The sequence below is a fragment of the Stenotrophomonas sp. YJH_SMC_82 genome (assembly GCF_059368875.1).
Genome location: NZ_JCAFSE010000001.1, coordinates 1 through 26,645, shown reverse-complemented (window position 1 = coordinate 26,645; position 26,645 = coordinate 1). Strand labels below are relative to the sequence as shown.

The 26,645-nt window shown below is 67.9% G+C and carries 18 protein-coding genes and 1 rRNA gene; 9 read left to right on the top strand and 10 right to left on the bottom strand.

Annotated elements, in window-relative coordinates; genetic code table 11:
• Positions 1–65 precede the first annotated feature (65 nt).
• Positions 66–2,213: a S46 family peptidase gene (locus tag AC5P53_RS00095; protein WP_495227037.1), complete on the bottom strand. Its 2,148-nt coding sequence runs from the start codon at positions 2,211–2,213 to the stop codon at positions 66–68.
• A 126-nt stretch (positions 2,214–2,339) separates the two neighbouring features.
• Between AC5P53_RS00095 and AC5P53_RS00090 the strand changes: the two genes are divergently transcribed.
• From AC5P53_RS00090 to AC5P53_RS00080, 3 genes are all read left to right on the top strand, one after another.
• Positions 2,340–4,028: a molecular chaperone HscC gene (locus AC5P53_RS00090; protein WP_046433293.1), complete on the top strand. Its 1,689-nt coding sequence runs from the start codon at positions 2,340–2,342 to the stop codon at positions 4,026–4,028.
• A complete protein-coding gene (locus AC5P53_RS00085) occupies positions 4,025–5,479 on the top strand; it encodes a J domain-containing protein (protein WP_288495537.1) in 1,455 nt (484 codons plus the stop codon). The genes AC5P53_RS00090 and AC5P53_RS00085 overlap by 4 nt, the downstream gene beginning before the upstream one ends.
• A 104-nt stretch (positions 5,480–5,583) precedes the next feature.
• Positions 5,584–6,723: a heat-shock protein gene (locus AC5P53_RS00080; protein ID WP_495227036.1), complete on the top strand. Its 1,140-nt coding sequence runs from the start codon at positions 5,584–5,586 to the stop codon at positions 6,721–6,723.
• Positions 6,724–6,734: 11 nt separating this feature from the next.
• Here the strand turns inward: AC5P53_RS00080 and AC5P53_RS00075 are convergent, their stop codons facing one another.
• The 4 genes from AC5P53_RS00075 to glyQ all read right to left on the bottom strand — a co-directional run bounded on the left by AC5P53_RS00075 (position 6,735) and on the right by glyQ (position 15,672).
• Entirely contained in the window at positions 6,735–10,592 is a 3,858-nt protein-coding gene (locus tag AC5P53_RS00075) for a translocation/assembly module TamB domain-containing protein (protein ID WP_288495543.1), read from the bottom strand.
• Positions 10,589–12,385, bottom strand: a complete 1,797-nt coding sequence (locus AC5P53_RS00070) for an autotransporter assembly complex protein TamA (RefSeq protein ID WP_111205391.1) — start codon at positions 12,383–12,385, stop codon at positions 10,589–10,591. Before AC5P53_RS00070 ends, AC5P53_RS00075 begins: the two co-directional genes overlap by 4 nt.
• Before the next feature lie 212 nt (positions 12,386–12,597).
• Positions 12,598–14,673, bottom strand: coding sequence for a glycine--tRNA ligase subunit beta (gene glyS, locus AC5P53_RS00065; RefSeq protein WP_495227035.1), 2,076 nt, complete (start codon positions 14,671–14,673; stop codon positions 12,598–12,600).
• An 87-nt stretch (positions 14,674–14,760) separates the two neighbouring features.
• Positions 14,761–15,672: a glycine--tRNA ligase subunit alpha gene (gene glyQ, locus AC5P53_RS00060; RefSeq protein ID WP_014648902.1), complete on the bottom strand. Its 912-nt coding sequence runs from the start codon at positions 15,670–15,672 to the stop codon at positions 14,761–14,763.
• Positions 15,673–15,755: 83 nt separating this feature from the next.
• Between glyQ and AC5P53_RS00055 the strand changes: the two genes are divergently transcribed.
• Genes AC5P53_RS00055 through AC5P53_RS00045 form a run of 3 tightly spaced genes read left to right on the top strand, consistent with a single transcriptional unit; the run spans position 15,756 to position 19,270 of the window.
• Complete coding sequence (locus tag AC5P53_RS00055; protein WP_142235019.1) at positions 15,756–17,591, top strand: GspE/PulE family protein; 1,836 nt, start codon at positions 15,756–15,758, stop codon at positions 17,589–17,591.
• Positions 17,563–18,309, top strand: a complete 747-nt coding sequence (locus tag AC5P53_RS00050) for a glutamine amidotransferase (RefSeq protein WP_014648904.1) — start codon at positions 17,563–17,565, stop codon at positions 18,307–18,309. The genes AC5P53_RS00055 and AC5P53_RS00050 overlap by 29 nt, the downstream gene beginning before the upstream one ends.
• 49 nt (positions 18,310–18,358) lie before the next feature.
• Entirely contained in the window at positions 18,359–19,270 is a 912-nt protein-coding gene (locus tag AC5P53_RS00045; protein ID WP_495227034.1) for a BPSS1780 family membrane protein, read from the top strand.
• 85 nt (positions 19,271–19,355) lie between these two features.
• Here the strand turns inward: AC5P53_RS00045 and tatC are convergent, their stop codons facing one another.
• From tatC to AC5P53_RS00025, 4 genes are all read right to left on the bottom strand, one after another.
• Positions 19,356–20,105: a twin-arginine translocase subunit TatC gene (tatC, locus tag AC5P53_RS00040; protein WP_241887603.1), complete on the bottom strand. Its 750-nt coding sequence runs from the start codon at positions 20,103–20,105 to the stop codon at positions 19,356–19,358.
• Positions 20,102–20,560 carry a Sec-independent protein translocase protein TatB gene (tatB, locus tag AC5P53_RS00035; RefSeq protein ID WP_032957854.1) on the bottom strand — a complete coding sequence of 153 codons (459 nt, stop codon included), beginning with the start codon at positions 20,558–20,560 and terminating at the stop codon, positions 20,102–20,104. Before tatB ends, tatC begins: the two co-directional genes overlap by 4 nt.
• 15 nt (positions 20,561–20,575) lie before the next feature.
• The gene (tatA, locus tag AC5P53_RS00030) at positions 20,576–20,803 is read right to left on the bottom strand and encodes a Sec-independent protein translocase subunit TatA (protein WP_014648907.1); all 228 of its coding nucleotides are present in this window, start codon (positions 20,801–20,803) and stop codon (positions 20,576–20,578) included.
• A 75-nt stretch (positions 20,804–20,878) separates the two neighbouring features.
• On the bottom strand, positions 20,879–21,778 hold the full coding sequence (locus tag AC5P53_RS00025) for a lipid-binding SYLF domain-containing protein (RefSeq protein WP_111205393.1): 900 nt from the start codon (positions 21,776–21,778) through the stop codon (positions 20,879–20,881).
• Between the two features lie 165 nt (positions 21,779–21,943).
• Here AC5P53_RS00025 and hemH point away from each other — a divergent pair, with 165 nt between their 5' ends.
• The 3 genes from hemH to AC5P53_RS00010 all read left to right on the top strand — a co-directional run bounded on the left by hemH (position 21,944) and on the right by AC5P53_RS00010 (position 26,153).
• On the top strand, positions 21,944–22,906 hold the full coding sequence (hemH, locus tag AC5P53_RS00020; RefSeq protein ID WP_032957857.1) for a ferrochelatase: 963 nt from the start codon (positions 21,944–21,946) through the stop codon (positions 22,904–22,906).
• The gene (locus AC5P53_RS00015) at positions 22,903–23,757 is read left to right on the top strand and encodes an alpha/beta fold hydrolase (protein WP_075075859.1); all 855 of its coding nucleotides are present in this window, start codon (positions 22,903–22,905) and stop codon (positions 23,755–23,757) included. Before hemH ends, AC5P53_RS00015 begins: the two co-directional genes overlap by 4 nt.
• 290 nt (positions 23,758–24,047) lie before the next feature.
• Positions 24,048–26,153, top strand: a complete 2,106-nt coding sequence (locus tag AC5P53_RS00010; RefSeq protein ID WP_495227032.1) for a methyl-accepting chemotaxis protein — start codon at positions 24,048–24,050, stop codon at positions 26,151–26,153.
• A gap of 355 nt (positions 26,154–26,508) precedes the next feature.
• On the opposite strand, the gene rrf is transcribed toward AC5P53_RS00010, so the two are convergent.
• Positions 26,509–26,623: ribosomal RNA gene (rrf, locus tag AC5P53_RS00005) — 5S ribosomal RNA — on the bottom strand.
• Positions 26,624–26,645 lie beyond the last annotated feature (22 nt).

Sequence of the window (26,645 nt, the reverse complement as noted above, 5' to 3'; positions counted from 1 at the left end):
TGGGCACCTACCGGGAATCAATGGGCACCCACCAGGAAGCGGTGGGCGCCTGCCAGGTACCGGCGTTATTGGGCCGGCACGCCCATTTCCTTCAGCAGCTCGGGCGCCGGGTAGACCTTGGCCAGCAGCCAGCGCAGGTAGCGCATGTCCACGTGCACGGCGCGCTTGTAGCGCGGGTCGAACCACCAGCTGGCGCTGACCGACTCCCAGTTGCTGTCGAAGTTCAGGCCGATCAGTTCGCCCCTGGCGTTGAGCACCGGCGAGCCGGAGTTGCCGCCCGTGGTGTCCAGGTTGGTCAGGAAGTTGACCGTCTGGGTCTTCAGTGCCGGATCGGCGGTGCTGCCGAAGTCACCCTTGGCGATCGCTGCCAGCAACGGCTTGGGGGCATCGAACGGATAGGCGTTGGTGTTCTTCTCGACGATGCCGGCCACGGTGGTCACCGGCGAGTAGGTCACGCCATCGCGCGGGTGCAGCGCCTCGACCTTGCCGTAGCTGATGCGCAGGGTGCGGTTGGCATCCGGATACACCGCGCGGCCCTGCTTGGCACGCCAGGCGAACAGCGCCTGCATGTACGCCGGGCGCAGGCGCAGCTGCTCGCCTTCGCGCGTCTTGCTCTCGTTCTCGATGCGCAGCTGCGCGGCCACCAGCGGACCGGCCACGCTGATCAGCGGATCGGCGGCCAGTGCCTTGCCTTCGCGTGCGGCGGCAAAGCGCGACAGGCGCTGCGCTTCCTCACCCAGCTGGGTACCGGCATACAGGGTGTCCAGCGCCTTGGCCAGCTGCTGTGGGGTACGACCAAAGGCCGCGTCGAACTCGGCCACGCGCTGCGCGTCCGGCAGCTGCTGGTAGCGGGTCAGCAGGGTGGTCAGCAGGGCCTTCTCGACCTCCGGCGCGTAACGGCGCTGGACCTGCTTGAGCACCCCTTCGATCATCGCCTGGTCGCGCTGCTGGTAGCCGCTCTCGCGCTGCGCGTCCGGCTTGGCCGATTCGATGCGCAGGCGCTCCAGCAGCAGCGCCGAGCGCAGCAGCTGGCTCTGCGCGGCCATCTGCTCCAGCAGCAGGTCACGCTCGCCCACCGCCGCACCCTGCGACAGGTTGGCCAGCAGCGCCTTGATGTCACCCTGGTACCTGCGGTCGGTGGCAGCCAGCATGGCCGTCTCGTCGGCGGCACGCTGGGCCTTCGCATCGCTGCGCAGCAGGCCTTCCAGTTCGCCGGCGGCGCGCTTGCGGTTGTTCTTCAGCGACTGCAGCTGCGAGGCGTAGCGGGTACGCGCCTGCGCGTCCTTGGCGCTGGCGGCCTCGATGGTGTCGATCATCTGCTGGAACAACGATACGCGGCGCGGCAGCACGGTATCGATCTGGCCGGCGAATTCGGCCGCGGTGCGGTGGCGGTAGGTGATGCCCGGGTAACCGGCCAGCATCGCGTAATCGCCTTCCTTCGGGCCTTCCACCGACATCTGCAGGTGTGCCGGCGCCTGGTAGGGCACGTTGTCCTTGCTGTAGGCGGCCGGCTTGCCGTCCTTGCCCACGTAGGCGCGCAGCAGGGTGAAGTCGCCGGTGTGGCGGGGCCACATGAAGTTGTCGATCTCATCGCCGTAGTTGCCGATCGCACGCGGCGGCGCATACACCAGGCGCACGTCGCTCAGTTCCAGCTGGGCAATGCGGTAGAAATCGGTGCCGTAGTACATGTTGGCCACCGAGCAGCGCACGCTGCCGTCCTTCTCGCACTCGGCCACGATCTGCTTGCTGGCTGCATCCACGGCATCGAAGTAGGCACGGCCGGTCTTGCCATGGGCCTGTGCCAGCACCTGGTCGGTCACCTTGTCGAAGCCGACGGTGACCAGCACGCGGAAGTCCGGGTTGGCCGGGCGCTCGTCGGCACGGTCCCTGGCGATGAAGCCACCAGCGATCAGGTCGTGCTCGGGCGAGCTGTTGTACTGGATCACGCCCATCGCCACGTGGTGGTTGGTCAGCAGCAGGCCGTCGGCGGACACAAACGAACCGGTGCCACCACCGGCGCGCACCACGGCGCTCAGCGGCGGCGCGGTGACGTTGGCCAGGTCGGCCGGATTGCCCTTGAAGCCAGCGGCCTGCAGCGGTTGGGCCAGGTCCGGCAGCTGCGTCGGCATCCACATGCCTTCATCGGCGTGGGCGCCGGTGGCGAGGGTCAGGCCCAGGGCCAGGGCGGTGGGGAGGGCTTTGCGTGGTGACATGAGGCAATCCGGTACGACAGAACAGCCCGGGACCATAGCCCGTGGGGCGCTGTCGGGCAACGCCCGATAGTCAGGCCTGCGCCGCGCTCCTAGAATTGCCGTTTTCTGCACATCGGACGTTCGCAGATGATCGTCGGCATCGATCTTGGCACCACCCATTCCCTCATCGGCAGGCACACGGCAGCAGGGCCGCAGCTGTTCCCCAATGCCCATGGCGAGCTGTTGACCCCTTCGGTGGTCAGCCTCGTCGATGGTGCCGTACTGGTCGGCCAGCCGGCCCGTGACCGCCTGGTCAGCCATCCGCAGCAGACCGTGGCCCATTTCAAGCGCTGGATGGGCAGCGACCGTGAGACCCGGCTGGGTGAGCGCAGTTTCCGTCCCGAGGAGCTCTCGGCCATGGTGCTGCGCTCGCTGCTGGCCGACGCCGAAGCCGCCCTGGGCCACAAGGTGGAGGAAGCGGTGATCAGCGTGCCGGCCTACTTCTCCGACGCCCAGCGCAAGGCCACCCGGGCCGCCGGCGAACTGGCCGGCATCCGCGTCGAGCGCCTGATCAATGAACCCACGGCCGCTGCGCTGGCCTATGGTCTGCAGGAGCGTGACGGCGAAGGCCGCGTGCTGGTGCTGGACCTGGGCGGCGGCACCTTCGACGTCTCCATCCTGGAACTGTTCGATGGCGTGGTCGAAGTGCATGCCAGCGCCGGCGACAATTTCCTGGGCGGCGAGGATTTCCTGCAGGTACTCGTGCAGGCCTTCCACGCCGACCAGGGCACGTCCGCCAGCGACCTGTCCGCTGCCGAGCAGGCGCAGCTGCTGCGTCGGCTGGAACTGTTCAAGCGCGAACTCAGCCAGAGCGGCACTGCCAGCCTGCAGTTGCCCCTGGCCGGCAGCGAACGCCAGTGGCAGCTGGATGAAGCTCGCTACGCCCAGCTCTGCGAGCCACTGCTGCTGCGCATGCGCGCGCCCATCGAGCGCGCGATCCGCGACGCCCGGCTCAAGCCCGAGGCGCTGGACGACATCATCCTGGTCGGCGGTGCGGTACGCATGCCGATGGTCAGCAGGCTTGCGACCCGCATGTTCGGCCGGCTGCCGCTGCGCCATGTCCATCCGGACCAGGCGATTGCCTTGGGTGCCGCCGTTGCAGCGGGATTGAAGGCGCGCGACGAATCGCTGCGCGAAGTCGTGCTGACCGATGTCTGCCCCTACACGCTTGGCACGCAGGTGTCCCGCCAGGATGCTGCCGGTGGCGAGCGCAGCGGCTATTTCCACCCGATCATCCAGCGCAACAGCGTGGTGCCGGTCAGCCGCGAGGATCGCTTCTACCCGCTGCACGAGCGGCAAAGTGCCATCCGCATCGACGTGTTCCAGGGCGAGAGCCCGACGGTGGATCGCAACATCAAGCTCGGTGAGCTGACCGTGCCGCTGACCCATTCTGTCCCGATGCAGGAACGCAGCGTCACCGCCCGCTTCACCTACGACGTGAACGGGCTGCTGCAGGTGGAAGTCACCGAGGATGCCACCGGCAGGCGCCACGAGCTCATCCTGGAACAGAATCCCGGGCTGCTGTCACCCGAAGAGATCCAGCAGCGCCTGCGCGCGCTGGAAGCGCTGAAGATCCACCCGCGTGACGCCCAGCCCAACCTCGCGGTGATCGCCCGCACCGAGCGCCTGTACGAGGAACGCATCCATCACCGTGAACAGTTGCAGTCGTGGCTGAGCAGCTTCCGCCATGTGCTGGAGAGCCAGGATGCCGTTGCCGTCGAGCGTCATCGCCGTCAGCTGGACGAGGCACTCGACGCCCTCGAGCGCGATGCATGAGCTGGGCACTGCACGTCCTGGAGCTGGACCAAACGGCTGACGAGCGCGCGGTCAAGCGCGCCTATGCAAAGCGCCTGCGGGTGACGCGCCCTGACGAGGATCCGGTCGCCTTCCAGCATCTGCATGAGGCCTATCAGGCGGCATTGGACTGGGTCCGCCAGGAAGCGCTGGCCGATATCGCGGACGAAGACGAACCGGCGAAGCATGCAACCGACATCGCACCCTGGCCGCCCGACGCAGACGTGGCATGGGCGCCGCCCGAAACGCGTTCGTACTCGCCTCCATGGCCACCTCGCGGCACGCCTGTGCTGCTGCGCACGGCACCAGTGGCGGAACTGGAGGGAGCGGTCCACGTATCGGGCCATGCGCACACGATCCTGCGCATGGCCCATCTGTCTTCCCCTGAAGACTTCGGCCCCTGGCTGGAGGCCACGCCGGTGCTGTGGTCGCTGCGCTACAAGCCATTGGTGGGCGACGCGCTGCTGGATGAACTGGCACGCAGTCACAACAGCGTCAGCGCAGCCAACATGGGTCTGCTGGCACGCTGCTTTGGCTGGGATGATGTACACGATGGCGTGGATCCGGACAGGCTGGCATCGATCCAGTCGCGCGGTCATCGACGCTGGGCCGCCGAGACCGGGAATGCGGCAGAGCTGTCGGCACTGCTTGAACAAGAGGGCAGCCTGCGGCTGGGGAGGGTCACCCTTGCGCGTTGCCTGCGCTACCTGTCGCAGCCATGGCACGCGCGACGATCCCTCTGGCAGGCGCAGCTGCCCGAGCACATCATTGAGGTCAACGCGCTGCTGGATGCGCTGGAACGCGGCGGCCAGGAGCCATTGCCCGCCGCCTGGGATCGGCAGCAGGTGCAGTTCTGGCGCAGCCTTGCCGACGTTTCCCGTCCCAACCGCTGGCGTTGCCAGGTCAATGCGCTGCGGGGCGGCCTGTTGGCTGCCCTGACGCTCGCGATTGCCGGTGGCTCGACTCTCATGAGTCTTGCCCAGCGTGACCTGCGCACCGCCGCCGCGCTCGGCATAGGCGGCGTGCTGCTCGGGGTCCTGCTCGCCCTGGCCGGCGCTCTGTGGGTCCATGTCCGTTGGGCGCTGCGCCAGCTGACGCTGGATCTGCCCCCTTCGCGCTGGGGATGGCTACTGGCGTTGCCAGCGCCGCTGATCGCCCTCGCCAGCCTGATCCTGGTCCATGGCCTGGATCTGCGGCTGGAAGGTACGTTGCTGCTGTTCCCTGGCCTTGCTCTGGCGACGGCACGCTGGATCCGGCGCGAGGATGGCCGGGGATTCCGGCCGCGCAACCTGATTGGACCGGGCATCGGCATGTTCGTCCCCGAAGTGGGCTGCGCCCTGGTCCTGCTGCTATGGACCACCTGGTTCCTGCGTGACAGGTGCCGTCGCCTGTCGATCGACCTGCCTCCACCTGCTTCTGGAAACACCGTGTGAACCGGGCACTGGACGCTCTCGGGCTCGACGCCAGCGCCGACGAAAAGGCGATCAAGCGCGCCTACGCGCAGAGACTGCGCGCGGCACGCCCGGACGAAGACCCGGTGGCATTCCAGGCGCTGCACGAGGCTTACCAGCAGGCCCTGCTGTGGGCACGCAGCCGCACGCAATGGCAGGAGGAAAGCGGTGCAGAAGCGCTGTCGACGCCACCTGCAGACAACAGCCCACCCGGCCCACCGGCGCCGTACGACAGCCATTCGCCGATGGACGAGATGCCGGTGCTGCATCATCCATGCACGCCCGACACCGACATGCCGGACGATGTGGTGGAGCCATCATTGAACCTGCCCCGGTTTGCGCGCCTGCTGATCAACACCGCCGGCGACGCCGACCCGGCCAGCTTCGAGCACTGGCTGGCCCATCGCCCGGAGCTGTGGTCATTGGCCGACAGGCCGCGTATCGGTGACGTGGTACTGCAGCAGCTGCTGCACCAGGGCCAGCCGCTGTGCGAGTCCAACTTCGATCTGCTCGGTCGATACTTCTGCTGGGATGAGATCCGGGCTGATATCGATCCCTACCGGGTCCGCGCACGGCGCAACCTGCTGCATCGCCGCTGGCAGCTGCAGCCGCGCAACCACACGGCCCTCACCGCAGCCCTGGACCGACCGCATGACCGCGTGTCCGTAACCGAGGCCCATGCCCGCATGGAACGCTTGACCCGACCGTGGCACTGGCTGCAATCGCTGCTGTCGGCCAGCGTGCCCGGGCGTGCTGGCATCATGCGGCAAACGATGCAGCGTCTGGGAGTGCATGGTGTCCGTGACACGCTGGCGCCACTGGACACGGATCAGGTCGCCTTCTGGATGGCGGTATCCCAACCCGGGCACTTCAATCTCATGAAGATGCAGGTGGCCATTGTCCGCTGCCTGCTGGGCGCTCTCGTCGTGCTGGCCGTTCTGGCAGCGCTGGCATTGCTCGGTGATGCCGCTCGCCCTATCCCGATCAGCACGTCCAGCATGAAACACGTGGCAATCCATGCCTCGGTGGTCATCGTGTCTGGCGTCCTCATGCTGACGCCTTTCGTTGGAGGCACCCCATCGCGGACGGCGTCCGCGCCAGCGCCCGTCGAGCCACCGTCGGCGCTTGATGGGCACGGCATGCTCACGCACGGGCCTCGTCCGCGCAGGCCAGCCCCCTCCTTCGCCGTTGTCAGCCAGACCGATCCCGACACAGAGGGTGGTTGAGGGGCAGCGGGTTATTTCTCCCGCCGCCAGTTGATCGACCCGCGGTTTTCCACGGTGCTCGACTCCACTTCCACGTCGAACCCGCGGCGCAGCAGGTACTTCAGCGTGATCACCGAACCGGCACCGACCAGCGACACGCCGTAGCCGACGTACAGCTTGGGCGAGATGTACTTGCCGACACCGATCACCGAGCCGCCCAGCGCGCGCGACTGGCTCACGCCGGCGTCGTCCAGGCCCAGCTTGGCGCCCAGCTGCGAAGCCAGCAGGCCGCTGCCCGCCGAGAGCGCCGCCGAGGCCGCGTTGACCTGCTGCGCCTGGTCGCTGCTGGCACCGGTCAGGCTGCGTCCCAGCACCAGATAGGCCAGTGCCTCGGACTGCGACATCGCCGGATCGGACCACACGTCCGCGCGCGGCTGCTGCGCACGCCCGGTCACGTCGATGCCGGCGGTGACATCACCGATCCGGCGCTCGGCGCGGATGTTGATGCGCGGGTCGGACACCGCGTTGTAGTTCCAGGTGAGGTTGCCGCGGGTGATGGTCAGGTCCTGCCCATACGCCTTGTAGCGGCCGCTCACTTCCAGGCCGCCATTGGCGGTCATTTCACGGCCGGGCTTGGCCCAGACCTGCATCTTGCCGGTCAGCGCGCCCTTCAGGCCGAAGCCGGTCATCTTCACCTTGTCGCCGAGGCTGACCGTCAGGTCCATGTCCAGCGGCGAGGTGCGCGACTCTTCCGGATCGGCCGGGTCCAGCACCACCACGTCTTCGGACACCGAGGTGCCACGGTCCAGGCGCTCCAGGTCGATGTCGGCCTCGGGCACGTGCACGGTGCCACGCAGCTCCATCGCCGCCTTGGCCAACGTGAAGTCGAGGTTGGGGTTGGCGACGATGCGCAGCTCGCTGGTGTTGGACAGCAGCACGTTCTCGCCGTGGATCTTCAGCTGCAGCGGCTGTGCATCACCGAACCACGACAGGCCGCCGTCGACATACAGCGTGCCCTGGCCCGAGTTGGCCTGCGCGGTGATCTTGGCCGAGCCGTCGGGCTGGGCCACGAAGCTGCCCTTGCCCTGGTCGAAGGTCAGGCCAAGCGCGGGGAATTCGCCCTTGAAGTTGCTCAGCTGCGCGTCGCCGCCCAGCGACGGCTGCCCGCGCGTACCGCGCAGGCTGACGTGGCCTTCGATCAGGCCGGTCGGGCGCACGATGTCCGGCGAGAACAGCTCCAGCCAGTACAGCCGCGACATGTTGAGGTAGAGCTCACCGTTCAGCGGTGCGCTGGCTTCCCAGCCGGTCTGCATCTTCGCGTCGACGAAACCATTGCCCTGGAAGCCCATGCCCAGGTAGCCCTTGATGCTGGCCGGGGTCATGTCGAGCTTCAGCGAGAACTGGTCATAGCGCACCAGCTCGCCGCGGGTGGTATCGCCCACGGTGTTGCGGTTCTCGCCCAGGCGCACGCCGCCTTCCTTCGAGCGCACTTCCACATGGCCTTCCCAGGCCGCGCCACGCGGGCGGATCTGCGCGTCCAGGCTGACGTCGCCGCGCAGGTAGATGCGGCGGCCGGACTGCGGCGGCAGCCACGGCTGCACCAGCGCCAGCGGCAGCGCGTCACTGCGCAGCACCAGGCCTTCTCGCGGCCAGTTGGCCTGTGCGCACAGCGCGCCGCTGCTGGCGGCGGCCAGGCAGGCTTCGGACAGGGTGTAGGTGCTGCCGTTGATCGCGAACGCCGCCGGTGCACGCAGCGACCACGCATCACCCTTCACCGGTGCGATGCGCAGCGAGGCCAGCTCGCCACGCCACTGCGCCCCCTGCTGGCGCACGCTGCCCTGCAGCTCGATCGCGCCCATCTCATTGCGGGTCTGCGCAGCCAGGCGCAGGTTGGACACACTGCCCTGCGCATCCACGTTCAAGCGCTCCAGCAGCATGCCGGCGTTGACCTGCTGGCCCTGCACCGCCAGCGTGCCGCTGTCGCCGCGCCAAGGCAGGTGGCCCTTGATGCTCACGCTCTCGGCGCCGTAGCCCTCCCAGTTGAGGTTATTGCCGACCAGGTCGGCGGTGATGTCCGGCGCATCGCGCGGCCCCTTCACCTGCACCTGGCCGCGCAGGCCACCGTCGGCGCCCGGCAGCAGGTCACTCAGCTGCAGCGGTTCGAAACGTGCATCGATGTCGAGGCGGTCGCCGACCTTGCCCGACGCGGTCACCCGGCTGCTGCCCAGCGACAGCTTCAGGTCACCCTGGCCCTGCGCGCCCTGCAGCGCGAACTTGCCCTGTGCATCAAGGTTGCGCTGGCGCAGGATGCCCTTCAGCGACGGCAGGTCGACGGTGGCTTCCAGCGTGCCGGCCGTGCCCGGTGCGGCATTGGCCGGCGGCGGCAGCTGACGGCCCTTGGAGGCCAGGTTGCCGGACAGGCGGCCGCTCCAGCCCGGCACGAAATAGCCGGGGTCGAAGTCCTTCAGCGTGGCCTTGGCGTCCCAGTCCAGCTGCGGCGCCCAGGCCACCTGGCCTTCCACCTGCAGCTGCCCACCCGGCGTCTGCGCCTGCAGCTGGTGGATCGACGCGGCCTGGTCATTGCCGCGTACGTCGAACTGCAGCTGCGCCTTCTGCGCCTCGCGTTCGATCTCGGCACGGCCGATCGCCGCCCAGGCCTTCAGGGTACCGGCCAGGCCGAAGCGTGCTTCCTTCAGGGTGACCGGCACCGGTGCGCTGCCAGCCGTGTTCGGGTCGGGTGCCGGCACGTAGGTCAGATCGCGTGCGACCACCGAGAAATTGAGTTTCTGCTGATCGTCCTGGCTGAAGTCGGCGGTGCCTTCCAGCCGCGCTTCGCCACCGAGGCCCTTCACCAGCAGCGGTGAGACCTTCAGCACCTGGTCCTGCAGCGACACCACCGACGGTGCCAGTTCCAGCTCCTGGTCGCCCTGCTTCACCCTGCCGCGCAGGTTGGCATTGCCGCCCTTGCCGGCGGCGGTGAAGTCCAGCGACAACGGCGCAATCGCCGAGCTCGCCAATGCTGGCGACAACAGCGCCAGATCCAGCTCGTCACTGCGGATGCGGGCGCTCCAGCTCGGGTCGGTGCGGCCATCGAACACCAGCATCGCGTGCAGCGGCTTCGGCGCGCGCCCGGCTACGGCCACTTCCATGTGCGACAGGTCGCCACGTGCGACCAGGCCCACCGTAGCGGCGGTGCGCCCACGCGGTGCTGGCAGCACCGCCGTCACCGTCACATCGGTGTCGTAGTCCTTGGCCGGAATGTAACGGCCCTGGGCGGTGAAGTTGCCCATGTCGCTGTCCACGACCAGCTTGTGCGCCTGGAACTCGCCATTGGCGATCTCGATGCCACCACGCACACGGCTGATGTCGATCACCGGCTCGTTGGCCTGGCTGATGCGGAAGCCGTCGATGGCAATGGCATCGGCCTGGATCGCCAGCGGCATTTCGATCTGCGGCAGCGAATCGGGCCACGACGGCAGCTTGAACGGCTCGTCACTCTTGGCCAGGTTCAGCGTGGCGTTGGTCAGCTCCAGCTTGTCCAGCAGCAGCTTGCGGCCCAGCAGCGGGCGCAGGTCCGGCTCCAGGTGCGCGCGCTCGGCGTGGAAATGGATGTCGTCGTAGCGGAAGTCGACGTTGTACAGGGTCAGCGGACCGGCCACCGGGCCGTCCACCTTGTCCCAGGTGAAGCTGGCGCCCGCCGGCAGTCGCGCCACCACCTGGGCCAGCAGCACATCGCGGCCGGCCACGGTCTGCAGCAGCCAGTACACCGCCAGCAACGCCAGCAGCACCAGGCCGATCACGCCCACGCCGGACCACGCCCAGAAGCGGCGGCGGCGGTAGAAACGCACGCGCGGCGGCGGCGTGTTCGGGGTGGGTGCGGGCGTGCTCACAGGTCCGCTCCGATGTTGAGGTACAGCTGGAACTGCGAGTCCGGATTGTTCAGGCCGTGCGCGATATCCACCCGCACCGGGCCCACCGGCGATTTCCAGCGCACGCCGAAGCCGACGCCGGTATGCAGGTCAATGGTGTTGTCGAAGGCACTGCCGGTATCGACGAACACGGCCGCGCCCCAGGGGCCGCCATTGAAGTAGTGTTCGTACTCGGCCGAGCCGATCACCAGGTTCTTTGCGCCCAGCGCATATTTGTCGGGTTTGGGCGTGCGCGGACCAACTTCGCGATAAGCGTAGCCGCGGATGCTGCGGTCTCCGCCGGCGAAGTAGCGCAGGCTCGGTGGCATCGCCACCAGGTCGCTGGTCCACGTGGTGCCGCCTTCACCGCGCAGGATCAGGCGGTTGCTTTCACCCACCGGGATGTACCAGCGCAGCACGGCGTTGGCCTGCACGAAGCTGGTATCCGAGCCGGCGCCTTCCACGCCGGCACGCACCGTCGCCGCGCCGCTGATGCCCTTGCGCGGGAACATCTCGTCGTCGACGTTGACGTAGTCGGCAACCATCTGCGGGTACACCAGCGTCGAGGTGTTGTAGACGGCGTCGGTGAATTCGGTGCCGGACGCGTAGCGCCAGCGCTCGCGCAGTGCGTTGATCGAGGCGATCGCGGTCCAGTGCTCGTTGATCTCGCCGCTGCGGCTGGCGATCAGCTTGAAGTTGCGCAGATCGATGTAGTCGGTCTGCTCGTCGTACGCGCTGGCGGCGAAGGTGTACCAGCCGTCGAGCCAGTTGAAGGCCGGAATGCGGTAACTGGTGACCAGGCTCTTGCGCTTCTGCGCATAGTCCAGCTGCGTGTTCATCTTGTGGCCGCGGTTGTTCAGGAAGCGCCGCTCGATGCCACCGCGTACACCCGGGCCGCTCTCGCTGCCGTAGCTCAGGCCGGCGGTATAGATGGTGCGCTTGGCGCGCGTCAGCTTCACGTCCACCGGCACTTCGCCGTTCTCGTCGGCCTGGTCCGGGCGCGGCTGGATGTCGATCACGCTGAAGTAGTCCAGCTTGGTCAGCGACTCGCGCAGCCGGTCCAGCTTGCCCTCGTGGTAGTAGCTGCCCTGGTCCCAGTAGACCAGTGGATCGAACAGCTTGTCGACGAAGTAGTCCTGCTGGAAGCGCACCGGGCCCATGTTGTAGCGGCGGCCGCTGTCCCAGGTCAGGTCGATGTCGGCGGCGTTGTCGGCGCGGGTGATCTGCACCTGGCGCTGGGTGTAGTCGGCGTCGAAGTAGCCGCGCTCGGCCAGGCGCCGGGTGATGGTGATCTTGCTGGCTTCGTACTGGGTGTGCTCGAAGCGCTGGCCCTTGCGCGGCTTGAACGCGGCCAGGTCATCCTGCAGGTACTGGTCGTACATCGCCGGGCCGGTGATGTCGATGTGCTCGCGGCGCACGGTCACCGGGGTGCCCTTGTCGACATGGATCAGCACGCGCACGTGTTCGTCCTCGCGCGGTGCCTCGACCTTGATCACCGGGTTGTAGTACCCGAACGGTTCCAGTGCCTGGCGGGTCTGCCGCTCGGCCTGTGACAGCAGGTATTCCAGGCGCGATTCGCCCTGTTCCTTGCCGATCGTGTCGTACAGCGACAGCGATTCCTGGATGTTCTCGATGATTGCGGCGTCGTCGCCCTTGTCCAATCCCTTGATGTCCACCTTGTCGATGGTGCCGCGCGCGTGGGCCACGGAAGTGGCGGCCAACGACAGGACCATCAGCGGCAGGGCGTATTTCTTTGGCTGCATGCGGGACAGCATACCGACCGAAGGTGACGATGCGAAATGCATCACGTCATTCGGGATCGGTTGTTAAGTGGCGGTCAAAATACGCACCTTTGTGGCGATCATCGTGAATGCAGGCGAGGATGCCGGCATCGTGCGCGATGCCGGCAATGACCCCGATGGACATCCACCGGCGATGCGGTGCGCGGGGTAATGCCGGCCAGCGGCCGGCACTACCGATACGGGCATCAGCTCGACAGATGCTCGATCGCCGCGACCTTGCCCAGGCGCTCGCCCAGCATCGTCAGCAGCGCCAGGCGGTTGCCACGCAGCGCCAGATCGTCCGCATTGACCATCACCCCGTCGAAGAACGCGTCGACCTGCGGGCGCAGGCGCGCCAGGCGTGCCAGCACGGCCACGTAGTCCTTCTGGTGCAGGCTGGCGCCGGTGTCGTCGATGGCGGCGGTGACCGCTTCGGCCAGCGCGCGCTCGGCGTCTTCCTGCAGCAGCGCCGGGTCGATCTGCGCCGGAATGTCGCCCTCGGCCTTGCGCAGGATGTTGCGGATGCGCTTGTTGGCCGCAGCCAGTGCTTCGGCTTCCGGCAGTGCGGCGAAGGTGCCGATCGCATCCAGGCGGCGGTCGAAGTCGTACAGCGAGGCCGGCTTCAGTTCGGCCACCGCGTTGAAGTGCGTGGCCGGCACGCCCTTGTCGCCGTAATAGCCCTTCAGGCGGTCGAGAATGAAGTCGTACAGCTCGCCGACATCGGCCTGCACGTTGCGCGCGGCCAGGCCGGCGTTGGCGCTGGCCAGCAGCGCGCGCAGGTCCAGCTCGAAGCCGCTTTCGATGATCGTGCGGGCCAGGCCCAGCGCATTGCGGCGCAGCGCGAACGGGTCCTTGTTGCCGGTCGGCTTCAGGCCTGCGGCGAAACCACCGGCCAGCGTGTCGACGCGTTCGGCGATGGCCAGCACCTTGCCCAGCGGCGACAGCGCGATGTCATCACCGCCGAAGCGCGGCTGGTAGGCCTCGTCGATGGCCAGCGCCACCTCGGTCGATTCGCCACCGGCCGCGGCGTAGTGGCGGCCGGCGATGCCCTGCAGCTCCGGGAACTCGTTGACCATGCGCGACTGCAGGTCGTTCTTGGCCAATTCGGCAGCCCGCCTGGCCTGCACGGCATCGGCACCCACCTGGGGTGCGATCACTTCGGCCAGGGCGGCCACGCGCGCCACCTTGTCGGCCACGCTGCCCAGCTTGGCCTGGTAGGTCACCGTCTTCAGGCCGTCGCCCATCGACGCCAGGCCCTGCTTCAGGTCCTCGTCGAAGAAGAACTTGGCGTCGGCAAAGCGCGGGCGGATCACCCGCTCGTAGCCCTTGGCCACTTCGGCCACGTCCTTCGATTCGATGTTGGCGATGCCGATGAACTTCTCGGTCAGCGTGCCTGCGGCATCCAGCACCGGGAAGAACTTCTGGTTGATCTCCATCGTTTCGATCAGCGCTTCCTGCGGCACTGCCAGGAACGCGCGTTCGAAGCTGCACAGCACCGCCGACGGCCACTCGACCAGGTTCACCACCTGCTCCAGGTTGTCGTCGGTGATGCGGGCGCTGCCACCGGCCCTGGCTGCGGCGGCCTCGACCTCGGCGACGATGCGCGCACGGCGCTCGCGCGGGTCGACCAGCACGAAGGCGGCGCGCAGGGCTTCAACATAGTCCTGCGGCTGGGCCAGCGACACGGGCTGGTCGTGGTGGAAGCGATGGCCACGGCTGACACGGCCGGCCTGCAGGCCGAACAGTTCGGCCTCCACCACCTCGGTACCGTGCAGCAGCACCAGCCAGTGCGCCGGGCGGGCAAAGCCCCAGGTGTGGCCGCCCCAGCGCATCGGCTTGGGAATCGGCATCGCTGCAATCGCCTCGCGCAGGATCTCCGGCAGCAGGCTGGCGGTGCGTGCGCCCGGGGTCACCGCGCGGTGCACGAAGCGCTCACCCTTGTTGTCGGTGGTCTTCTCCAGCGCGGTCCAGTCGATCCCGGCCTTGGCGGCGAAGCCCTGCAACGCCTTGGTCGGCTGGCCTTCGGCGTCCAGTGCGATGTTCAGGTACGGGCCCAGCACTTCGCTGTGCTGTTCCGGCTGTTCCAGGCCCACGCCCGGCAGCAGCACGGCCAGGCGGCGCGGGGTCGACAGCGGGCGTGCATCACCCAGTTCCAGCGCGACGCCGCGCGTGCGCAGGCCTTCGACAACACCGTCGAAGAACGCCTGGGCCAGGCCCGGCAGCGCCTTGACCGGCAGCTCCTCGGTGCCCAGTTCGATCAGCAGGGGGGACAGTTGGCTCATCGGTTCGATCCTGTGGTGGGGGCGCAGCGCGCGACGCGTCCGGCGCCCCGGGTAGTTGATGAAAAGCGGGTGGGTGCGGACGGCCCGTCAGGCCTTCTTCGCGCCCGGGAAGCCCAGCTTCTCGCGCTGCTCGTAGTACGCCTTGGCCACCGCCTGGGCCAGCGCGCGCACGCGCAGGATGTAGCGCTGGCGCTCGGTCACGCTGATCGCGCGGCGTGCATCGAGCAGGTTGAAGGTGTGGCTGGCCTTCATCACCTGCTCGTAGGCCGGCAGCGGCAGGCCCACCTCGACCAGCTTCTGCGCTTCACGCTCGCAGGCATCGAAGCGGTGGAACATTTCGTCCACGTCGGCGTATTCGAAGTTGTAGGTGCTCTGCTCGACTTCGTTCTGGTGGTAGACGTCGCCATAGGTCACCGGTTGCCCGTCCGGGCCGTAGGTCCAGACCAGGTCGTAGACGTTGTCGCAGTTCTGCAGGTACATGCACAGGCGTTCGAGACCGTAGGTGATCTCGCCCAGCACCGGGCGGCACTCCAGGCCACCGGCCTGCTGGAAGTAGGTGAACTGGGTCACTTCCATGCCGTTGAGCCAGACTTCCCAGCCCAGGCCCCAGGCGCCCAGCGTCGGCGATTCCCAGTTGTCCTCGACGAAACGCAGGTCGTGCACCAGCGGGTCGATGCCCAGCGCCTTCAGCGAATCCAGGTACAGCTGCTGGATGTTGTCCGGCGCCGGCTTCATCGCCACCTGGTACTGGTAGTAGCGCTGCAGGCGGTTCGGGTTCTCGCCGTAGCGGCCATCGGTCGGGCGGCGCGAGGGCTGCACGTAGGCCGCGTTCCAGCGTTCCGGACCGATCGCACGCAGGAAGGTGGCCGGGTGGAAGGTACCGGCGCCCACCTCCAGGTCGAGCGGCTGGATGAGCACGCAGCCCTGCTGGGCCCAGAACTGGTTCAGGGTCTGGATCAGGCCCTGGAAGGTGATCGGAACGGTCGGGGTCGCGGACATGCGTACGAGTCTTGGCCGGCAAGGGGGTGCGTTAGTATAACGGCCGACCTGCGGGGCATTCCGTACCCGGGAGGAGCAGGCAGATGGAACATCGGCTGCCGGTGGGCACGCCCGGCGAGCCAGGCGACATCCCGCTGCCGTGGGGCCGCCTGCATTTCGAACAGGTCTGCGCAGCGCTGCTGGCCGATGGCCTGGTGGCCGAGCACGACGTCGAGCGCATGCGGTTTTCCGCACAGGGCGCGCGCAATGCCAGTGAAGTGCACCCGCTGGTGTTGCTGTCCAACCTCAAGCTGGCCGCCCGCGACGGTGGCGAACTGACCCTGGAACGCCTGACCGAATGGCTGGCCCGGCGCACCGGCAGCCGCTACCTGCGCATCGATCCGACCCGGGTCGACGTCGCTGCGGTCACCGCGCTGGTCTCCCACGCCTACGCCCGCCGCCACCGCTTCCTGCCGCTGGCGGTGGATGCCGAACGGGTGCTGGTGGCCACCAGCGAGCCGCTGGTGCAGGAGTGGCGCCGCGACCTGCATCACCTGACCCGCCGCAGCATCGAGCTGGCGGTGGTCAATCCGCTCGACCTGCACCGCTACACCATGGAGTTCTACGGGGTGACCCGCTCGGTGCGTGGCGCGCGCGGCGATGTCCGCGGCGAAGCCAGCACCACCCTGCCCAGCTTCGAGCAGCTGGTCGAGCTGGGCCGTACCGGCGACGTCAATGCCGACGACCAGCACATCGTGCACATCGTCGACTGGCTGCTGCAATATGCCTACGAACAGCGCGCCTCGGACATCCACCTGGAACCGCGCCGCGAGATGGGGCGCATGCGCTTCCGCATCGATGGCGTGCTGCACAAGGTCTTCGAGGTGCCCCCGGCGGTGATGACCGCCGTGGTCAGCCGCATCAAGGTGCTCGGCCGCATGGACCTGGCCGAACGCCGGCGCCCGCAGGACGGCCGCATCAAGACCCGCTCGCCGGGCGGCCGCGAGGTCGAGATGCGCCTGTCGACCATGCCCACCGCCTTCGGCGAGAAGTGCGTGATGCGCATCTTCGACCCGGATGCCGCCTTCAAGAGCATCGACCAGCTGGGTTTCAGTCCGCAGGAGGCCGCCGGCTGGAATGCACTGGTCGAACGCCCGCACGGCATCGTGCTGGTCACCGGCCCGACCGGCTCAGGCAAGACCACCACCCTGTATTCCACGCTGAAGCGGCTGGCCACGCCGGACGTGAACGTGTGCACCGTGGAGGACCCGATCGAGATGATCGCGCCCGAGTTCAACCAGATGCAGGTGCAGGCCAACATCGACCTGGACTTCGCCAGCGGCGTGCGCACCCTGCTGCGGCAGGACCCGGACATCATCATGATCGGCGAGATCCGCGATCTGGAAACCGCGCAGATGGCGGTGCAGGCCTCGCTGACCGGCCATCTGGTGCTGTCCACGCTGCATACCAACGACGCGCCGTCGGCGGTCACCCGCCTGCTCGACCTGGGCGTGCCGCACTACCTGCTGGCCAGCACCCTCAACGGCATCCTCGCCCAGCGCCTGGTGCGCACCCTGTGCCCGCACTGCAAGCAGCCGCACACCCTTGGTGCTGCCGACTGGGCGGTGCTGGCTGATAGCCAAGCTGCATATCCAGATGCCGCCACGCCCTGTCGGCCGGTTGGTTGCCTGGAGTGCCGGCGCACCGGATTCCTCGGCCGCATCGGCCTGTATGAGTTGCTGCCATTGGGCTCGCGGCTGCGTGGGCAGATCCGCGCCGACATGGATCTGGCCGGTTTCACCCGTGCCGCGCGGGCTGAAGGGCTGCGAACCCTGCGCCAGGCCGGGCTTGAAAAGGTGGCGCAGGGGCTGACTACAATCGAGGAAGTCCTGTCAGTCCTGCCGCCCCCGGATGAACCCAGCCCCGTTCCTGATCCTTGAAACCGGCCGCCCGGTGCCGTCGCTGCGCCGCTACGGGCGCTTCCCGCACTGGATCCGGGTGGCCGCCGGGCTGGAAGAGCACGAGACGGTGGTGGTCGATGTCGAACACGGGGATGCCCTGCCCGACCCGCATGCCTTCGCCGGCGTGCTGGTGACCGGCTCGGCCGCCTTCGTCACCGACCACGCCGAATGGAGTGAGCGCAGTGCCGCATGGCTGCGCCAGGCCGCCCACGACGACTTGCCCGTGTTCGGTATCTGCTACGGGCACCAGCTGCTGGCGCACGCGCTGGGTGGCGAGGTGGCCTACAACCCGGCCGGGCGCGAGTCGGGCACGATCGAACTGGAGCTGCAGCCGCAGGCCGCGCAGGACCCGCTGTTCCAGGGCCTGCCGCAGCACTTCGCCGCCCACGCCACCCACCTGCAGACCGTGTTGCGCGCGCCTGACGGTGCCGAAGTACTGGCACGCTCGCCGCTGGATGGCTGCCATGCCTTCCGCTGGGGGCGCCAGGCCTGGGGCGTGCAGTTCCACCCCGAGTTCGCCACCCACCACATGCGCGGCTACGTGCGTGCCCGTGCCGACTGCATCGGCCGCCATGGCGGCTGTGCCCGCAGCATCGAGCGCGCGGTCAGCGCCGCACCGCTGGCGCGCCAGCTGCTGCGCCGCTTCGTTCGCCAGGCGCGGCTGTCTTCAGCCCAGCCGGCGGCAAAACAGGGATAATCGGCGGCACGGGCAAGCGCCCGGCCCCTCCTGTCCTTCCCGGATGTCCATGAAAGAGATTCGCAAGCTGCCGGCCTCGGCGGGCGCCCAGTGGTTGCTGGATACGTTCTCGCTGTATCGGCGTGCGCCGCTGCAGCTGGCCCGGATCGGTCTGACCTGGCTGCTGGTGAGCTGGGTGGTCACCCTGTTGTCGACGCTGATTCCCGGCGCCGCCGGCATGGCCGTGCAGCTGATGACCCTGGCCATCTCGCCGATCATGTTCGGCGGCATGCTGTACGCCGTGGGTGAGATCGACGAAGGTCGCCCGGGCCTGGCCTCGCACCTGCTGCAGCCGATCCGCGACCACCGCGTCAGCCACCTGCTGGTGCCGCTGGCGATCCAGGTGCTGGCGGTGCTGCTGCTGGGCGCGCTGCTCTTCCTGATGATCGGCCGCGAAGGCTTCACCGCCTTCAGCGAGGTCATGACCAAGATGGAAGAGATCAGCCGCAATGGCCAGCAGATCAAGCCGGACGATGCCGCGGCGCTGGTGGCCAACCTGCCGGCCAAGCGCATCGCACTGTGGATGCTGCTGGTGTTCCTGAGCGCGGTCGCACTGTCGCTGGCAATGTTCACCCAGCCGGCGCTGGTGGTGTTCGACAAGCAGAGCGGCATGCACGCGCTGCGCCTGAGCCTGCAGGGCTGCATCGAGAACATCGGCGCGATGATCGTGTTCGCCGTGCTCGGCCTGATCGCCGCGTTCTGCATCTACATCCTGTTCGTGATCGTGATCCAGATCGCGATGCTGATCGGCGGCCCGCTGGCCGCCGCCTTCATCGCCCAGCTGGTGCTGACCACGGTGCTGATGCCGCTGTATGTCGGCGCGGTCTACGCCGCGTGGAAGCAGATGTTCGTGCACCGTGGCAGCCGCGCCGCACCGCCGGTCCCGACCACGCCGACCTCAAGCGACATCTTCCACGCCTGATGAAAAAAGGGGACGGAGGGGATTAAGTCGTTAGCTGCACACACTGGGCATAAACGACTTAATCCCCTCCGTCCCCTTTTTTCTTTCAGGCGGCGGGCTTCTTGACTGCCGACGACGGCACCAGCCAGCGTGCGGCGTGGATGCCCAGCTCATAGAGCAGGCACATCGGGATCGCCAGCATCAGCTGCGAAACCACGTCCGGCGGGGTCAGCACCGCCGCCAGCACGAAGATGCCGACGATCGCGTAGCCGCGGCCTTCCTTGAACTGCTGCGGCGTCACCCAGCCCAGCAGCACCAGGATCACCATCGCCACCGGCAGTTCGAAGCTGCCGCCGAAGGCGAAGAAGATCGCCAGCACGAAATCCAGGTAGGCATTTGCATCCGGGGTGATCGCAATCACTTCCGGGCTGAAGGTGGTGAGGAAGTGGAACACCGCCGGCAGCACCAGGAAGTAGGCAAAGGCACAGCCGGTGTAGAACAGCAGCACCGAGGACACCAGCAGCGGCACCGCCAGGCGCTTCTCGCGCGCATACAGGCCGGGCGCGACGAAGGCCCACAGCTGGTACAGCAGCCACGGCACCGCCACGAACAGGGCAACGAAGAAGGTCAGCTTCAACGGCGCGAAGAAGGCGCCGGCCGGATTGGTGGCAATCATCGTCTGCCCGTTCGGCAGCTGCGAGACCAGCGGCTCGGCCAACGCGTTGTACAGCTTCTGGGTGAACGGCAGCAGCGCCAGCAGCACCACGCCCAGGCCCAGCAATGCGCGCACCAGGCGGCCGCGCAGTTCCACCAGATGTTCGACCAGCGAGCTCTCGCCGAAATCCTGTTCACTCATGGCTGGCGCTCCGTGCGCGGCGGCGGCGGCGCACCGGCTTCAGGGGGTGTCGCCGGCGTCGGCTCGGGAGCGACGCCCTCCTGTACCGGTGCATCGGCACGGGTCAGGCCGCTCATATGCGGCGGCAGATCCGCAGGCGCCGGTGCGCGTACCTCCTGCGCCAGCGTATCGCCCTGCTGCTGCGCCTCCTGCGCTTCGCGACGGATCGCTTCGCCGCTGGCACGCAGCTGGTTCTCGGTGTCCTGCATGCCCTGGCGAACGTCCTGCATCTGCCGCTTGATCTCCTCGGCCTGCAGTTCGCGCTCCAGTTCCTGTTTCACCGAATCCCATTGATTGCGGGCGCGACGCACCCACAGGCCGGCAAAGCGGGCCGCCTTGGGCAGGCGCTCGGGACCGAGCACCACCAGGGCGACCACGGCGATCACCAGCAGTTCGCTGAAGCCGATATCAAACACCGCGACCGCTCCGGATCAGCGAGGGGTGCGGTCGTGCTCGTCCTGCGCGGTGCGCGAGGCGTCCTGGCTGCGCGACTCGTCGCCCAGCTGCGCGTTCGGCTTGTCGTCGTCGCGCATGCCCTTCTTGAATTCCTTGACCGCCGAACCGAGGTCCTTGGCGCCACTGGTCAGGCGCTTTGTGCCGAACACCAGCAGGACGATGGCCAGCACGACCAACCAATGCCAGATGCTGAAACTGCCCATAAAGACGCTCGTTACGTTAGTGATCAGGCTGTCGAGCATAGCGCACCGGGTGTTAGCCGGCGCGCGTGACGAAAGTCAGTTTCCGCCCAGCGTTTCCGTGCGGATTTCGCCGTCGTTGACCGGCTGGAAGCCCTGCTGCTGCGGCGGCGGGTTCTGCGGAACGTTCTGCAGCGGCGCGGTGGTGGCTTCGGCCGGGGCCGCCGGTGCTGCCTGAACGGGCACAGACACGGGGGCGGCAGCCGGCGCCGGCGCCGGACGCGGTGCATTGCCACCGTTGCCGTTGCGGTTGTTGCGGGCGGCGTAGGTGGCCTCTTCCAGGCGATCGCGGAAGGCGACCACGTCCATCGACGGCGAACCGACGGCGCGACCTTCGAAGATCATGCGCGGCGTGGTGTTGCTGCCGTAGGCGTCCAGATTGGCGGCATCGTCGATCTGCAGCACCGCGCCATCCAGCGCGACACCGGCGAACAGGCCGCGCGCGCGCGACCACGACCAGATCTCGGCCTTCAGCTGGCCGTCGGTGGCGGCGGCGGCATTGCGGCCGACCGGACCGGCGGCAACGCCGGCATCGGCGCCAAGCGTGAACTTGCCATTGACCAGGTTGTCCAGGCTGCGGTCGTTGCGGAACACCAGCACTACGTCGGAAGACTGCACGCCGGCCTGGAAGCCGATGCTGCCACCGGTCAGCTTGACGAATACCGGGCTGGACCAGGCGCCATTGGGCATGCGCACCGACATCAGCCCGTGGCCGCGACGACCGCCAATGACCAGGCCGGCCTTGATCGTGTCGGGAATGACGATGACCGCGCGGCCTTCGTCGAGCAACTTGTCCGGAATTCCCTGTTCAGGGATTTCCTGGATCTCCGCCAGCACGCGCACGGCATTGCGGGCGCGCTGGTCTTCCTGCGGTCCGGCCATGGCCTGGCTGGACAGCAGGCTGGCGGCGATCAGCAGGGCTTGGATCGGGCGACGCATGGCAGGCTCCAGAAGTCAGTCCATAGGAAGATATAGCAAGTGACTGAAATTAGTAGTGTTGTCATGAATCCCCAATGAGCGCTCCCCGCTCACATAGATGCGCGCTATGCCAGCAATCCGAACCCTGCATCCCGGTGCGACACCGGATCGGCGACAATGCACCCCATGCTCGACGCACCCGATACCGCCGTGCTGGCGGTCAACCTAGGCACGCCCGATACGCCGACGGCCCCCGCCGTACGCCGTTACCTGGCCGAATTCCTGTCCGACCGCCGCGTGGTCGCGATCCCGCCACTGCTGTGGCAGCCGCTGCTGCGCGGGCTGATCCTGCCGCTGCGCAGCAGTCGTTCGGCGGCCAAGTACGCCCAGGTCTGGCTGCCGGATGGCTCACCGCTGATGGTCCATACCCGGCAGCTGGCGCAGGCGATGCAGGCCCTGCTGCCAACCCTGAAAGTGCGCCACGCAATGCGCTATGGCGAACCGGCCCTGGCCCACGAGCTCGACCGCCTCGCCGGCGAAGGCGCACGCCGCATCGTGGTGCTGCCGCTGTACCCGCAGTACTCCACCACCACCACCGCCTCGGTCGAGGACCGGGTCGATGCCTGGCAGCGGCGCAACCCGGGCGTGACCGTCAGTCTGGTACGCGACTACTCGGTCGACCCGGGCTGGGTCGAGGCCGTTGCCGGCTCGATCCGCCGCTACTGGGAACAGCACGGCCGCAGCCAGAAACTGATGTTCTCCTTCCACGGCATTCCGCAGCGCCTGGCCGACGCGGGTGATCCGTATCCGCAGCGCTGCGAGGCCAGCGCGCAGGCCATCGCCAACGCGCTGGGCCTGGGCAAGGACGACTGGCAGATGGGTTACCAGTCGCGCTTCGGCCGCGAGCGCTGGCTGCAGCCTTACGCTGAGCCGAGCCTGTGGGCGTTGGCCGAATCCGGTGTGAAGCAGATCGACGTGGTCTGCCCCGGCTTCGCCACCGATTGCCTGGAAACGCTGGAAGAAGTCGCGATGGGCTTCACCGAAACGCTGGCCGAACGTGGCGCGACGATGCGCTACATCCCCTGCCTCAATGCCGAACCGGAACACGCGCGCGCCCTGGCGCGACTGGCCGTGGCCTCGCTGGCATGAGTCTGCAACCCTTTGAACTCGGGGTCGGCGGCACCCGCGTCGCCGGCCTGCGCAACAGCGGCGACGGCCCGTGCGTGCTGGCCCTGCATGGCTGGCTCGACAATGCCGCCAGCTTCGTGCCGCTGGCGCCGCACCTGGCGTCGCTGCAGCTGGTGGCGATCGACCTGCCCGGCCATGGCCACAGCGCGCACCTGCCGGCCGGTGCCAGCTACACCACGGCGGCCGCGATCTGCCACGTGCTTGATGTGGCCGACGCCCTGGGCTGGGACCGCTTCAGCCTGCTCGGCCATTCGATGGGCGCCGGCATCGCCAGCCTCACCGCCTCGGTCAGCGACCGCGTCGAGCGCCTGGTGGCGATCGAAGCTCTCGGCGGCCTGCGCGGCCCCGAAGAAGAGACCGCCCATCGCCTGCGCGAGCACGTGAACGCAACCCGTGCGTTGGCGCGCAAGCAGCTGCGCGTGTTCCCCGACCTGGCCGCGCCGATCCGCGCACGGATGATGACCAACCAGCTCAGCGAACCGTGCGCACGACTGCTGGTCGAGCGCGGCGTGGAACCGGTCGAAGGCGGGTATCGCTGGTGCAGCGATCCGCGCCTGATGCTGCCCACCGCGATCCGCCTCAGCGAGGGCCAGATCGACAACCTGCTGCAGGCCATCGCCTGCCCGACACAGGTGATCTATGCCACACCGGCGCAGTCGTATTATCCCGAGCCGATGCGCAGCGATCGCCTGCAGCACCTGCGGGATGGCCGGCTGGCAGTGTTTCCCGGCAACCATCACCTGCACATGGAAGATCCGGAACAGATCGCAGGCGTGATCCTGCACTTCTTCAGCAACGACAACGCCGGCTGAGCGCAGGCGTCCGCGCGCTTCACTCCGCGCGTTTGCGGCCGATACATCAGTTGTGGGCCCCTGCGCCCGCTGCACGCGGGCCCGGTCGGTCCTGCGGCATGTGCCTGGTTCTGCAAGGAAGTCCGCATGCCCGCTCTGCTGCACCGTCACCCACAGGATGTGGCCGCGGTGTCCCGTCTCCGCGTCGCTGATCGCGCCGCATCCCTCGAATTCCCGGCACCCGCCCTCGTCACGCCCTGCTGCGTGCGTTGCGGCGTGCTCGTTGTCGTCTGCTGACCCAGGAGCCTCCGATGTCCATTGCATCCGCCCGTCCCCCCGATACCGCCCGCCTGTCGCACCTGCAACAGCTCGCCCGCGGTGCTGACCGCCGCCTGCTGACCGGCAGCGCGGCACTGGCCGTGACCGGGCTGGTGCTGGCCCTGAGCGGTCCGCACGGTGTGGCCGCCGCGTTGGCCGCGGGCGCTGTGCTGCCCGCCTTGTGGCTGGCCGGTCCGCTGGCAGGCCGCGGCATCGCCCGCAACGCCCTGGCAATCCTGGTGGCGCTGCAGCTGGCCCTGTTGTCCGCGATCACCGGCCTGTCGCCGGCGTTGCCGATCGCCCTGCTGCTGGGCGTGCTGCTGGGCCATCGCGATCGTCTGCCGGTGTGGCTGGCCGGTAGCATCGGCACGCTTGCACTGCTGGCCCCGCTGCCGGCCGGTGCTGCGGTGGCGCCGGCGCTGCTGCAGGCCGCGATGCTGGCCGGCCTGACCCTGTTCCTTGGCCAGGTCGCACTGCGGCTCCGCCAGCAGACCGAAGCACTCGGCCACGGTCCCCGGCGGCTGGCCGCGCTGGCGCGCGACATCGCCACCGGCGCCGATCTTGGTGCACATGCTGACACCACCGCCTACGCACCGGGTTCGCTGGCCCATGCGCTGGCCGACACCGCACGCCATGTGCAGGCCCAGCGTGGACGCGAAGCGGAGGCACACGCCGAGAACGCGCAGATCCGCCAGGCCCTCGATGCCTCGCGCACCGCGATGATGATTGCCGACAACGATCACGTGATCCGCTACGTGAACCGCTCGGTGGTGGCCCTGCTGCGCAACCAGCAGGCAACGTTGCGCCAGGCCTTCCCCGATTTCGATGCCGAGCGCCTGGTCGGTAGCAGCATTCATCGCTTCCACGCCAACCCGGACCGGATCCGCGCCATCCTCAATGGCCTGCAGGTCAGCCACAACGGCAAGGTACAGATCGGCCCGGTGCACTTCGCACAGGTGGTTACTCCGGTCTTCGACGCACAGGGCCTGCGCCTGGGCTTCGCCGTGGAGTGGCATGACCGTACCCATGAGCTCGCCTTGGAGAACGCCGTCGCCGGCATCGTCGCGGCCGCCGCCGCCGGCGACCTCGACCAGCGCCTGCAGGCAACCGAAGGTGCCAGCTTCCTCGATGGCCTCACCGGTGGCATCAACCAGCTGCTGGATACGTTGGGCAGTACGGTTGACGAGGTGCGGCAGATGCTCTCGGCGCTGGCCAGCGGAGATCTCGATCGACGCATGCATGGCGAGTATCACGGCGCCTTTGCCGCGATCCAGCGCGATGCCAACGCCACCGCCGGCCAGCTGGCGCGCATGGTGGGCCGTATCCAGCAGTGCGCGTCCTCGATCAGCACCGCTGCCAGCGAAATCGCTGCGGGCAATGGCGCGCTGTCCGAGCGCAGCGAGCGCCAGGCAGCGCACCTGCAGGAAACCGCCGCTTCGATGGAAGAGCTGACTGCCACCGTGCGCCAGAACGCTGCCCATGCGCGCGAGGCGAGCCAGCTGGCGATCACCACCCAGAGCGCCGCCAGCGATGGCAACGTCGCCATGCAGCGGGTCGTCGACACCATGCAGGCGATCGAGGGAGCCTCGAAGCGGATCGGCGACATCACTGGCGTGATCGATGGCATCGCCTTCCAGACCAATATCCTCGCGCTCAACGCGGCAGTGGAGGCCGCCCGTGCCGGCGAGCAGGGCCGTGGCTTCGCGGTGGTGGCCAGCGAGGTGCGCGTGCTGGCGCAGCGCTCCGCCGCCGCCGCACAGGAAATCAAGAAACTGATCGATGAGGCGGGTCGCCAGGTGGGCGAAGGTGCCCAGCTGGTGGCCGATGCGGGCCAGCGGATGCAGGGCATTGTCGGGGGCGTTGAGAATGTCAGCCACCTGATGCACGAGATCTCGGCGGCCTCGCAGGAGCAGTCGGTCGGCATCGAGCAGATCAACCAGACCGTGGTGCAGATGGACCAGGCGACGCAGCAGAATGCCGCGCTTGTGGAGGAAGCCACCGCGGCCGCACGCGAGCTGCAATCGCAGGCGGGTACGCTTACCGAGGCGGTATCGGTGTTCCGCCAGCAGGAACCGCACGAGGTCTCGCGGGCCGCCTGATCCGGGCCTGCAGTTCCATCCCGGTCAAGACGGCGCCCGCAGGGCGCCGTTTTTTTTGCCTGCTTTTGCGTGATGGGTCAGGAAAAAAGGCCGCTTCCGGACCTGCCGTGAGGAGCGACCAACCCTGGCTGGTGCCGCATCCACATATGGCGTGAATCTACTGTGCGCCCGCATGCCCTCGGTAGTCGCCAACCCTGGTTGGCGCTGGGGCTGCCCGCGGAGAATATCCACGCATGGCGTGCATCTACCGGCCGGTGTGCAGCTATGGCGGTGCCGGCCGGCGGCCGGCACTACCCACATGTTCTGCGCACAAAGAAAAACCCCGCTGCGTGAGCAGCGGGGTTTTGGGTATAAACCCTGGCGATGACCTACTCTCGCATGGCTTGAGCCACACTACCATCGGCGCAGCTGCGTTTCACTTCCGAGTTCGGGATGGGATCGGGTGGTTCCACAGCGCTAATTTCACCAGGGAGGCTTTTGGAGTGTCGCACT